This window comes from Streptomyces sp. NPDC102283, from assembly GCF_044766265.1.
Lineage (GTDB): Bacteria > Actinomycetota > Actinomycetes > Streptomycetales > Streptomycetaceae > Streptomyces.
In genome coordinates this window covers 289,998-302,261 of sequence record NZ_JBIWLQ010000001.1, presented here as the reverse complement: position 1 = coordinate 302,261, position 12,264 = coordinate 289,998, and the positions used below count along the sequence as shown (strand labels likewise).

Here is a 12,264-nt window from a genome sequence, read left to right as displayed (position 1 = left end):
CGCGCCTTCGCGCCCCGTCGTCGTACATCGAGGTGACCCATGAACATCACGACCGAGTTCCCGTACGAGACCACCCGCGAGGACGTCTCCATCCCGCTGTCCGACGGCACCCGGCTCTACGCCCGGATCTGGCGGCCGCTGACCGACGAACCGGTCCCGGCCCTGCTGGAGTACCTGCCCTACCGGCTCAGCGACTGGACCGCGCCCCGCGACTGGCAGCGCCACCCCTGGTACGCGGGCCACGGCTACGCCTCCGTACGGGTCGACGTCCGCGGCCACGGCAACAGCGAGGGCCTGCCGGGCGACGAGTACGACGCGCAGGAGCTTCAGGACGGGGTCGCCGTCATCCACTGGCTGGCCCAGCAGGAGTGGTGCTCCGGCCGGGTGGGGATGTTCGGCATCTCCTGGGGCGGCTTCAACTCGCTCCAGATCGCCGCGCTCGCCCCCGAGCCGCTGAAGGCGATCGTCACCGTCTGCTCGGCCGACGACCGCTACGACAACGACGTCCACTACATGGGCGGCTCCGTCCTCGCCGTGGACATGCACGCCTGGGCCGCCACCATGCTCGCCTTCGTCTGCCGCCCGCCGGACCCGGCGCAGGTCGGCGAGGACTGGAAGGAGATGTGGCTGAAGCGGCTGGAGGCCGTCGACCCCTTCATCCACACCTGGCTGGCCCACCAGAGCCGCGACGACTACTGGAAGCACGGCAGCGTCTGCGAGGACTACGGCGCGATCAAGGCGAAGGTCCTCGCGGTCGGCGGCTGGCACGACCCGTACCGGGACACCGTGCTGCGGCTCGTGGAGCACCTGGACCCGGAGCAGGTGCGCGGGCTGATCGGCCCCTGGTCGCACCAGTACCCCGACCGGGGGCTGCCGCCGGGGCCCGCGATCGGCTTCCTCCAGGAGACGCTGCGCTGGTGGGACCAGCACCTCAAGGGCCAGGAGACGGGCGTGATGCGGGAGCCGCTGCTGCGGTCCTGGATCAGCGGCTCGCACCCTCCCGCCACGGTGTACGAGACGCTGCCGGGCCGCTGGGTCGGGGACGCGAGCTGGCCCTCGGAGAACGTCTCCCCGGTGGCGTACGCCCTCCAGGGCGGCGAGCGGATCGTCGCCTCGCCGCAGCAGACCGGCGTGGACGCGGGCCGCTTCTTCCCGTTCGGCAACGACGCGGACCTGCCTCCGGACCAGCGGGACGAGGACGCGAAGTCGGTGTCGTTCGAATTCCCCGTCGAGGACGCGCCGATCGAGATCCTCGGCCGCCCCCGGGTGAAACTCCGCATCCGGATGGACGTGCCGCGCGGCCAGGCCATCGCCCGCCTCTGCGACGTCGCGCCCGACGGCTCCTCCACCCTGGTCACCCGGGGCGTCCTCAACCTCGCGGCCCGGCACGGCCGCGACCGCACCGACGACTGGCCCCCGGGCGAGACCGAGGACGTGGTCTTCGACCTCAACGGCATCGGGCACACCTTCCCGCCCGGCCACCGCATCCGGCTCGCCGTCTCCTCCTCGTACTGGCCCTGGATCTGGCCGCAGGCCGGCTCGGCGGGCTTCACCCTGGACGCGGACGGCAGCTTCGTCGAGCTCCCGGTACGCCGCCACACCGAGGACCCGGCGATCACCTTCGGGGAGCCCGAGCAGTCCGAACCGCTCGGCGTGGTCTACCCGGTCACCCTGGAGGAGCCGCGCCCCGAACGCCTCGTCGTCCGCGATGTCGCCAAGGGCGAATGGCGCATGGAGGTCGACCCCCGCTACGGCGGTACGCGGGTCTACCCCGACGGCCTCGAATTCACCGAGGACGCCCTGGAGACGTACACGATCCAGCAGGACGACCCGCTCTCCGCGCGGACCCGCTCCGACTGGCGGATCCGGCTGCACCGCCCGGAGACGGCCTGGGACGTGGAGATCGAGACCCGCTCCGAGATCGCCGCCGACGACCAGGACTTCATCACCTCCAACGAGGTGATCTGCAAGGAGGGCGAGGAGATCGTCTTCCACCGCACCTGGGAGAAGCGCGTCCCGCGCACGGCGGGGTGAGCGGCCTCCCCATCCCGCCCTCGGGTCCCCCGGATTTCCGGGGGGCCCGACGAACTTTCCGGGCAATACGCACAGTTGGGAACAGTCAGGGCACTGCCGCTGGGTAGGAGCCCCGACGTAACGTGTCCTCAACGCGACCTGGAAAGCGAGGCAGCACCACATGCCCGAGCAGAGCAGTCCGCTCGATCTGGCCGAGGGCGACCCCTTCGGCCCGCACAACCTTCCGTACGGTGTGTTCTCCACCCCCGACCACCCCGACGACCGCCGGGTCGGCGTCCGCATCGGCAACCACGTCCTGGACGCCGGGGCCGCCGCCCACGCGCTGGGCTCCCCCTACGCGGGGCTGCTCGCGCAGCCGAGCCTGACGCCGCTGCTCGCGGCGGGCCGCACCGCCTGGCGGGACGTGCGCCGCGCGCTCACCGCCTGGCTGACGGTCCCCGCCCACCGCGCGGACATCGAGCCGCTGCTGCACCCGGTGGACGCGGTGACCCTGCACCTGCCGTACGAGGTCGCGGACTACGTCGACTTCTACGCCAGCGAGCACCACGCCACCAACGTCGGCCGGATCTTCCGGCCGGACGGCGACGCGCTCACCCCCAACTGGAAGCACCTGCCGATCGGCTACCACGGCCGCTCCGGCACCGTCGTGGTCTCCGGCACCGACGTGGTACGCCCCAGCGGCCAGCGCAAGGCCCCCGCCGACCCGGCCCCCGTCTTCGGACCCTCGGTGAAGCTCGACATCGAGGCCGAGGTCGGCTTCGTCGTCGGCGTCCCCTCCGCGCACGGCACGCCGGTGCCGCTGGCCGACTTCCGCGAGCACGTCTTCGGCCTCTCACTCCTCAACGACTGGTCCGCCCGCGACCTCCAGGCCTGGGAGTACGTGCCGCTCGGCCCGTTCCTCGGCAAGTCCTTCGCCACCTCCGTCTCCGCCTGGGTCACCCCGCTGGAGGCCCTGGACGCGGCCCGCACCGCACCCCCGGCCCGCGACTTCCCGCTCCTGCCCTATCTCGACGACGCCGAGGACGAGGAGCCGGGCGGCTTCGACATCCGCATCACCGTCGAGATCAACGGCCGGGTCGTCGCCGAACCGCCGTTCGCCTCGATGTACTGGACGGCCGCCCAGCAGCTCGCCCATATGACGGTGAACGGCGCGTCGCTGCGCACCGGCGACCTGTACGGCTCCGGTACTGTCAGCGGCCCCGAGCCCGCCCAGCGCGGCTCGCTCCTGGAGCTGACCTGGAACGGCCGCGACGCGCTCGAACTCCCCGAGGGCAAGCGGACGTTCCTGGAGGACGGCGACACGGTCACGCTGACCGCCTGGGCCCCCGGTCCGCACGGCACCCGCGTGGGCCTCGGCGACGTGACCGGAAGGATCGTCACCGCACGATGACGCATGACGCCCCCGCGCTGACGCTGCCCGAGGAGTTGATCCTGCTCGCCCTGGATCCGGACCGGGGGAAGCCGACGTGCAACGCCCGCGATCTGGCGTACGGGACCGCCGGGGCCGTTCTCGCGGAGCTGGAGATCCAGGGCCGGATTCGGGAGGAGGGCGGCCGGGTCCAGGTGGTGAACCCGCTGGACCCGGCCGACCCTCTCCTCGCCGCCATGCTCCGGACCCTGGACCCTCCGGCCAAGGGCCGCCGCCGCCCGGGGATCCGCGCCCGGCGCTGGGTGGGCGACTACGACCGGTACGTACAGGAGAAGTACCTGGACTCCCTGGTCGAGCGCTCCGTCCTGTCCCGGAGGACCCACCGCTTCCTCGGCGTCATCTCGTACCACCGCCACTTCCCGGGCGTGCCGGACCTCTCGCGGGGCGTCCTCGACCGCTTCGCGGCGGCCGAGGCGGCAGGGTACCCGGACCACCGCGACCGGGTGCTGGCCTCCCTGGCCTCCGCCATCGGCCTGGCCGGCGACCTGACCCGCCTCGGCCGCACGGGCCGGACGGTCATGAAGGTCATGCGGCGCTCCGAGTGGACCGCCGTGGCCGTCCGTTACAACGTGAAGCAGAACGAGACCGGCAACGGCTGGAGCGGCTACAGCGGAGGGGGCGGCGGGAGCGGCGGGGACGGGGACTAGGAGAGCGGGCCGGTCAGCGGTGCGCGAGGCGTTCACACGCTCGGGGGAGCCTCGTTCGGTTCCCGGCGGATACGCTGGTCGGGCCCGCGAGACTCCTCCCCATGGGAGCAATGATGAGCATCGAACCCGAGGCCTCCGAGCCGCGGTGGGCGGTCCCGCCCGAGGGCGGCTGGACCGCCGATGACCTGGACACACTCCCGAATCTGCCTCCGCACACGGAGCTGATCGACGGGAGCCTCGTTTTCGTGAGTCCGCAGACCCTTTTCCATTCGCGAGCGGTCAGCTTCTTCGAGTGGCAGCTGCAGTCCTTGGCTCCGCCCGAGCTGGAGGTCGTGCGCGAGTTCACCATCGACATCGACCGCTACAACCGGCCCGAGCCCGATGTGATCGTCATCGACGGTGACATCATCCAGGACCCGAACCAGACCCGGTTCCCCGCCGAGTCGGTGCGCCTGGCCATCGAGGTCGTCTCGCCCGAGTCCCGGTCGCGGGACCGGGAAACCAAGCCCGTGAAGTACGCCCGCGCGAGGATCCCCCATTACTGGCGGGTGGAGAACCACGACGGGCGTGCCGTGGTGTACGTCTTCGAGCGTGAGCCGGCCACCGGCGCGTACACCTCGACGGGGATCTTCCACGACCGGATGAAGGTGTCGGTGCCCTTCCCCGTCGACCTGGACCTCACGGCGATCACGCCCCGCCGCCGGGCGGCGGACCTGGGATAGGTCCCGCCGCCCTGCCTCACCGCCCGGTACGCCTCACTCGTACTCGGGCGGCTCCTCGTCCCAGCCGAACTCGGGGTCGCCGTGCTGCGGGGCGGGGGCTTGCGTACGGGCCGGGGGCGAGGCTTGCGTACGGGCCTGGGCCTTCGTGCGAGCCGGGGCCGCAGGCGCCGCCGCAGGGCGCGACGCGGGCACGGGAGCCGCGGGAGCGGCTGCGGGAGCCGGGTCCGCCGGGGCGGGAGTCTCCGCCGCCCCCGGGGACGTCTGCGCCAGGACCTCCAGCACACCCTCCCCGTAGGTCGCGAGCTTCTTCTCGCCCAGGCCGCTGACGCCGCCCAGCTCCGCGAGAGAGCTCGGGTGCAGCGTCGCGATCTCCCTCAGCGTGGCGTCGTGGAAGATGACGTACGCCGGGACGCCCTGCTCCTTCGCCGTCGCCCCGCGCCAGGCGCGCAGCGCCTCGAAGACCGGGACGGCGGACTCGGGGAGATCGGCGGCGGCCGCCTTGCCCTTGGCTCCCTTGGCTCCGCCGACCGAGGACGACGACCGGGTCGTCGGCTTCTTCGGCTCCTTGCGGAGCAGCACGTCCCGCTCCCGGCCGAGGACTGTCGCGCTCTCGTCGGTCAGGACCAGCGTGCCGTACTCCCCCTCGACCGCGAGCAGCCCCTGCGCCAGCAGCTGGCGCACCACCCCGCGCCACTCCGCCTCCGCCAGCTCCTCGCCGATGCCGAAGACGGAGAGCTGGTCGTGGTCGAACTGGATGACCTTGGCGGTCTTGCGGCCCAGCAGGATGTCGATGATCTGGCCCGCGCCGAACTTCTGGTTCCGTTCGCGCTTCAGCCGCACCACCGTGGAGAGCAGCTTCTGCGAGACGACCGTGCCGTCCCAGGTCTCCGGCGGGGTCAGGCAGGTGTCGCAGTTGCCGCAGGCGGGGGCCGTGGGTTCCTGGCCGAAGTAGGTCAGCAGCTGGGCCCGCCGGCACTGGACCGTCTCGCACAGGGCCAGCATCGAGTCCAGATGGGAGGCGGCCCGGCGGCGGAACGCCTCGTCGCCCTCGCCGCCCTGGATGAGCTTGCGCTGCTGGACGACGTCCTGGAGCCCGTACGCCATCCAGGCCGTCGACGGCTCCCCGTCACGGCCCGCGCGGCCGGTCTCCTGGTAGTACCCCTCGACGGACTTGGGGAGGTCGACATGGGCGACGAAGCGGACGTCCGGCTTGTCGATGCCCATGCCGAACGCGATCGTCGCGACGACGACGAGCCCCTCCTCGCGGAGGAAGCGCGCCTGGTGGGTGGCGCGCGTGGAGGCGTCCAGGCCCGCGTGGTAGGGCACGGCCTCCACGCCGTTGCGGCAGAGGTACTCCGCGATCTTCTCCGTGGAGTTGCGCGAGAGGCAGTAGACGATGCCCGCGTCCCCGGCGTGCTCCTCCTTGAGGAAGGAGAGCAGCTGCTTCTTGGGCTCGGACTTCGGCACGATCCGGTACTGGATGTTCGGCCGGTCGAAGCTCGCGACGAAGTGCTTCGCGTCCGGCATGCCGAGGCGGCGGGTGATCTCCTCGTGCGTGGCGTGGGTCGCGGTCGCCGTCAGGGCGATGCGCGGCACGTCCGGCCAGCGCTCGCCGAGCACGGACAGGGCCAGATAGTCGGGGCGGAAGTCGTGGCCCCACTGGGCGACGCAGTGCGCCTCGTCGATCGCGAAGACGGAGATCTCGCCCCGGGCCAGCAGGGAGAGGGTGGAGTCCAGGCGCAGCCGCTCCGGCGCCAGGTAGAGCACGTCCAGCTCGCCCGCGAGGAACTGCGCCTCCATCGAGCGGCGCTCGTCGAAGTCCTGCGTGGAGTTCATGAAGCCGGCCCGGACGCCGAGCGCCCGCAGGGCGTCGACCTGGTCCTGCATGAGGGCGATCAGCGGGGAGACGACGACGCCGGTGCCCCGCCTGACCAGGGACGGGATCTGGTAGCAGAGGGACTTTCCACCGCCGGTGGGCATGAGCACGACCGCGTCGCCGCCCGCCACCACATGCTCGATGACCGCGCCCTGCTCGCCGCGGAACGACTCGTACCCGAAGACGCGGTGCAGTGTCCGCCGCGCCTCGCTCTCGCCGCCCGCGTCGGTGTCGGTTCCGGTCACCGTCCCGGTGGTCTCATCCATGGTCACGCCCAATGCTCTGTCCCTCGCGGGTCCGCACGCCCGGCCCTGTCCGTCCTGCTCGTCCCCGTCCACGATAGGCGGAGGCAACGACAACGCCGGACGGTCTGTGGATAACCGACCGTCCGGCGCTGCTGACCCGCGTACTGCGCGGGCTACCGCACGAACACTCCCGCCTGGCTCGCCAGGTCCAGGAAGTACTGCGGGGCCAGGCCCAGCACCAGGGTGACGGCGACGCCGACCGCGATCGTCGTCATGGTCAGCGGGGACGGGACGGCGACCGTGGGGCCGTCCGCCTTCGGCTCGCTGAAGAACATCAGGACGATCACGCGGATGTAGAAGAACGCCGCGACGGCCGAGGAGAGCACACCGACGACGACCAGCGCGCCGGCCCCGCCCTCGGCGGCCGCCTTGAACACCGCGAACTTCCCGGAGAACCCGGAGGTCAGCGGGATGCCCGCGAAGGCCAGCAGGAACACCGCGAAGACCGCGGCGACCAGCGGCGAGCGGCGGCCGAGCCCGGCCCACTTCGACAGGTGGGTGGCCTCGCCGCCCGCGTCCCGCACCAGGGTGACGACGGCGAACGCGCCGACCGTCACGAAGGAGTAGGCCAGCAGGTAGAAGAGGACCGAGGAGATGCCCTCCGGGCTGGCCGCGATGACACCCGCGAGGATGAAGCCCGCGTGCGCGATCGAGGAGTAGGCCAGCAGCCGCTTGATGTCGGTCTGGGTGATCGCGACGATCGCGCCGCCCAGCATCGTGACGATGGCCACCGCCCACATGACCGGCCGCAGGTCCCAGGCGAGGCCCGGCAGCGCCACGTACAGCAGGCGCAGCAGAGCGCCGAACGCGGCGACCTTCGTCGCGGCGGCCATGAAGCCGGTCACCGGGGTCGGGGCGCCCTGGTAGACGTCCGGGGTCCACATGTGGAACGGGACCGCGCCGACCTTGAAGAGCAGGCCGGTCAGGATCATCGCGCCGCCGATGAGCAGCAGTGCGTCGTTGCCCATGGTGTCGGCGAGGGCCGGGTCGATCTCCAGGACCGAACCGTCGACGACGTTGGCGATCTCCGCGTACCCGAGGGAGCCGGAGTAGCCGTAGAGGAGGGCGATCCCGAAGAGCAGGAACGCCGAGGAGAACGCCCCGAGCAGGAAGTACTTCACGGCCGCCTCCTGCGACATCAGCCGCTTGCGGCGGGCGACGGCGCACAGGAGGTAGAGCGGGAGCGAGAAGACTTCCAGCGCGATGAAGAGGGTCAGCAGGTCGTTGGCGGCCGGGAAGACCAGCAGCCCCGCCACCGAGAAGAGCAGGAGCGGGAAGACCTCGGTGGTGGTGAACCCGGCCCGCACCGCGGCCTTCTCGCCCTCGCCGCCCGGTACGGAACCGGCCTGCGCGGCGAACGAGTCGACCCGGTTGCCGTTGCTGCCGGGGTCGAGCCGGCGTTCGGCGAAGGTGAACACCGCCACCATCGCGACCAGGAGAATGGTGCCCTGGAGGAACAGGGTGGGGCCGTCGATCGCGATGGCGCCCATGGCCACGATCCCGGCGTCCGTGGTGCCGTATCCGCCGGCCGCGAGGCCGACGATCGCGGCGAACGAGGCGGCGACCGCCACCACGGTGAGGAAGAGCTGGGCGTGGTAGCGGGCCCGGCGCGGCACGAAGGCCTCCACCAGGATGCCCAGGACGGCGGCGACCACGATGATCAGGACCGGCATCAGCTGGGTGTACTCGATCTTCGGCGCCGTGAACGAGTTGCCCGGTGCCGCCGATGTCACCCCGCTCGCCGTCGTCCACAGGCTGTGGACAGCTGTTGCGCTCACTTGGCGGCCTCCACCTCGGGCTGGGGGTCCTTCTTCTGTACGTCGGACATGGTGTGCTCCACCGCCGGGTTGACGACCTCGGTGAGCGGCTTCGGGAAGACGCCCAGGAAGATCAGCACGGCGATCAGCGGAAGCGCGACCGCCAGCTCCCGGGCCTTGAGGTCCGGCATGGACCGGACCGATTCCTTCACCGGGCCGGTCATCGTGCGCTGGTAGAGGACCAGGACGTAGAGCGCGGCGAGCACGATGCCGGAGGTGGCGATGATGCCGGCCACCGGATACGCGCTGAACGTGCCGACGAGGACCAGGAACTCACTGACGAACGGGGCGAGTCCGGGCAGCGACAGGGTGGCGAGCCCGCCGATGAGGAACGTCCCGGCCAGCACGGGGGCGACCTTCTGCACCCCGCCGTAGTCCGCGATGAGCCGTGATCCGCGCCGGGTGATGAGGAATCCGGCGACCAGCAGCAGCGCGGCCGTCGAGATCCCGTGGTTGACCATGTAGAGCGTGGCGCCCGACTGGCCCTGGCTGGTCATCGCGAAGATGCCCAGGATGATGAAGCCGAAGTGCGAGATCGAGGCGTAGGCGATGAGCCGCTTGATGTCGCGCTGGCCGACCGCGAGCAACGCCCCGTAGACGATGGAGACGAGCGCCAGGGTGATGACCACCGGCGTCGCCCACTTGCTGGCCTCCGGGAAGAGCCCGAGGCAGAAGCGGAGCATCGCGAAGGTGCCGACCTTGTCGACGATCGCGGTGATCAGCACGGCGACCGGGGCGGTGGCCTCGCCCATCGCGTTGGGCAGCCAGGTGTGCAGCGGCCACAGCGGGGCCTTCACCGCGAAGGCGAAGAAGAATCCGAGGAACAGCCACCGCTCGGTGCTGGTCGCCATCTCCAGGGAGCCGTTGGCACGGGCCTCGGCGATCTCGGAGAGCGAGAAGCTGCCCGCGACCACGTACAGCCCGATGACGGCGGCCAGCATGATCAGCCCGCCGGCCAGGTTGTAGAGGAGGAACTTGACCGCCGCGTACGAACGCTGGGTCGCGGCGTTCTCGTCGGTGCCCGCGTGCGCCCGGTCGCCGAAGCCTCCGATGAGGAAGTACATCGGGATGAGCATGGCTTCGAACAGGATGTAGAAGAGGAAGACGTCGGTCGCGGTGAACGACAGGATCACCATGGCCTCGACCATGAGGATCAGGGCGAAGAAGCCCTGCGTCGGACGCCAGCGCGAGGACTTCGTCTCCAGAGGATCGGCGTCGTTCCAGCCGGCCACGATGACGAACGGGATCAGCAGCGCGGTGAGGCCGAGGAGCGCCACCCCGATGCCGTCCACGCCCAGTTCGTAGCGGACGCCGAAGTCGGCGATCCAGGCCCGGGACTCGGTGAGCTGGTAGCGGTCGCCGCCCGGTTCGAAGCGGAGGAAGACGACGGCCGCCAGAACGAGCGTGCCGAGCGAGAAGAGCAGCGCGAGCCATTTGGCCGCGGTGCGCCGCGCGGCGGGGACGGCGGCGGTGGCGATGGCACCGATCGCCGGGAGCGCCGCCGTCGCGGTCAGGAGGGGAAAGGACATGTGATCAGACCGCCCTCATCAGCAGGGTCGCGGCGATGACGACCGCCGTACCGCCGAACATCGAGACCGCGTAGGTGCGGGCGTAGCCGTTCTGCAGCTTGCGCAGCCGGCCGGAGAGTCCGCCGACCGAGGCGGCTGTGCCGTTGACGACGCCGTCGACCAGGGAGTGGTCCACGTAGACCAGCGAGCGGGTGAGGTGCTCGCCGCCGCGGACCAGGACCACGTGGTTGAAGTCGTCCTGGAGGAGATCGCGGCGGGCGGCCCGGGTGAGGACCGAGCCGCGCGGGGCGACCAGCGGAACCGGCTTGCGGCCGTACATCGCCCAGGCGATGCCGACGCCGACGACCAGGGCCACCACGGTGGCTCCGGTGACCGTCGCCGCGCTCAGCGGGGAGTGCCCGTGGTCGTAACCGGTGACGGGCTCCAGCCAGTTGACGAACCGGTCGCCGATCGCGAAGAACCCGCCGGCGAAGACCGAGCCGAAGGCCAGCACGATCATCGGGATCGTCATCGACTTCGGGGACTCGTGCGGGTGCGGCTCATGGCCTTCCGCGTCCGGCTGCCAGCGCTTCTCGCCGAAGAAGGTCATCAGCATCACGCGCGTCATGTAGAACGCGGTGATCGCGGCGCCCAGCAGGGCAACGGAGCCGAGGATCCATCCCTCGGTGCCGCCCTTGGCGAAGGCCGCCTCGATGATCTTGTCCTTGGAGAAGAAGCCGGACAGGCCGGGGAAACCGATGATCGCCAGATAGCCGAGGCCGAAGGTGACGAAGGTGACCGGCATGTACTTCCGCAGGCCGCCGTACTTGCGCATGTCGACCTCGTCGTTCATGCCGTGCATGACGGAGCCCGCGCCGAGGAAGAGCCCGGCCTTGAAGAAGCCGTGCGTCACCAGGTGCATGATCGCGAAGATGTAGCCGATGGGGCCGAGGCCCGCGGCCAGGATCATGTAGCCGATCTGCGACATCGTCGAGCCGGCGAGGGCCTTCTTGATGTCGTCCTTCGCGCAACCGACGATCGCACCGAAGATCAGCGTGACCGCGCCGACGATGACGACGACCATCTGCGCGTCCGGGGCGGCGTTGAAGATCGCGCCGGAGCGGACGATCAGATAGACGCCCGCGGTGACCATGGTCGCGGCGTGGATGAGGGCGGAGACCGGGGTCGGGCCCTCCATCGCGTCGCCGAGCCAGGACTGCAGCGGCACCTGGGCCGACTTGCCGCAGGCGGCCAGCAGCAGCATCAGCCCGATGGCGGTCAGCTTGCCCTGGCTCGTCTCGCCCGCCGACTCCAGCACCGGCCCGAAGGCGAAGGTGCCGAAGGTGGTGAACATCAGCATGATGGCGATCGACAGGCCCATGTCACCGACCCGGTTGACCAGGAAGGCCTTCTTCGCGGCGGTGGCCGCGGTGGGCTTGTGCTGCCAGAAGCCGATGAGCAGGAACGACGCCAGACCGACGCCCTCCCACCCGACGTACAGCAGGAGGTAGTTGTCGGCGATGACCAGGATGAGCATCGCCGCGAGGAACAGGTTGAGATAGCCGAAGAAGCGGCGCCTGCGCTCGTCGTGCTCCATGTAACCGATGGAGTAGATGTGGATCAGCGTGCCCACACCGGTGATGAGCAGGACGAACGTCATCGACAACTGGTCGAGCTGGAAGGCGATGTCGGCCTGGAAGCCTTCCACCGGAATCCAGCTGAACAGGTGCTGGTGCAGGGCCCGGTCCTCGGCGTCCTTCCCCAGCATGTCGGTGAACAGGATCAGTCCGACGACGAACGAGGCTCCGGCGAGGACGGTGCCGAGCCAGTGGCCGGTCTTGTCCAGCCGGCGTCCGCCGCAGAGCAGGACCGCCGCTCCGAGCAGGGGCGCCGCGACGAGCAGCGCAATCAGGTTCTCCACGTTTC

At 70.7% G+C, this 12,264-nt stretch carries 8 protein-coding genes; 4 read left to right on the top strand and 4 right to left on the bottom strand.

What is annotated here, in order from left to right; all coding sequences use genetic code 11:
* The first annotated feature begins 39 nt into the window (after positions 1-39).
* From ACIRJT_RS01475 to ACIRJT_RS01460, 4 genes are all read left to right on the top strand, one after another.
* The gene (locus tag ACIRJT_RS01475; RefSeq protein WP_403903072.1) at positions 40-2,034 is read left to right on the top strand and encodes a CocE/NonD family hydrolase; all 1,995 of its coding nucleotides are present in this window, start codon (positions 40-42) and stop codon (positions 2,032-2,034) included.
* A 160-nt stretch (positions 2,035-2,194) separates the two neighbouring features.
* Complete coding sequence (fahA, locus tag ACIRJT_RS01470) at positions 2,195-3,424, top strand: fumarylacetoacetase (RefSeq protein WP_403903069.1); 1,230 nt, start codon at positions 2,195-2,197, stop codon at positions 3,422-3,424.
* Entirely contained in the window at positions 3,421-4,110 is a 690-nt protein-coding gene (locus ACIRJT_RS01465; RefSeq protein ID WP_403903067.1) for a GPP34 family phosphoprotein, read from the top strand. The genes fahA and ACIRJT_RS01465 overlap by 4 nt, the downstream gene beginning before the upstream one ends.
* A gap of 113 nt (positions 4,111-4,223) precedes the next feature.
* The gene (locus ACIRJT_RS01460; protein WP_403903064.1) at positions 4,224-4,832 is read left to right on the top strand and encodes a Uma2 family endonuclease; all 609 of its coding nucleotides are present in this window, start codon (positions 4,224-4,226) and stop codon (positions 4,830-4,832) included.
* A gap of 33 nt (positions 4,833-4,865) precedes the next feature.
* Here ACIRJT_RS01460 and recQ read toward each other — a convergent pair whose 3' ends face one another.
* The 4 genes from recQ to nuoL all read right to left on the bottom strand — a co-directional run bounded on the left by recQ (position 4,866) and on the right by nuoL (position 12,259).
* On the bottom strand, positions 4,866-6,974 hold the full coding sequence (gene recQ / locus ACIRJT_RS01455) for a DNA helicase RecQ (RefSeq protein ID WP_403904399.1): 2,109 nt from the start codon (positions 6,972-6,974) through the stop codon (positions 4,866-4,868).
* Positions 6,975-7,126: 152 nt separating this feature from the next.
* On the bottom strand, positions 7,127-8,791 hold the full coding sequence (gene nuoN / locus ACIRJT_RS01450) for an NADH-quinone oxidoreductase subunit NuoN (protein ID WP_403903061.1): 1,665 nt from the start codon (positions 8,789-8,791) through the stop codon (positions 7,127-7,129).
* Positions 8,788-10,359, bottom strand: a complete 1,572-nt coding sequence (locus ACIRJT_RS01445; protein ID WP_403903059.1) for an NADH-quinone oxidoreductase subunit M — start codon at positions 10,357-10,359, stop codon at positions 8,788-8,790. Before ACIRJT_RS01445 ends, nuoN begins: the two co-directional genes overlap by 4 nt.
* A 4-nt stretch (positions 10,360-10,363) precedes the next feature.
* Positions 10,364-12,259 carry an NADH-quinone oxidoreductase subunit L gene (gene nuoL / locus ACIRJT_RS01440; RefSeq protein ID WP_403903056.1) on the bottom strand — a complete coding sequence of 632 codons (1,896 nt, stop codon included), beginning with the start codon at positions 12,257-12,259 and terminating at the stop codon, positions 10,364-10,366.
* Positions 12,260-12,264 lie beyond the last annotated feature (5 nt).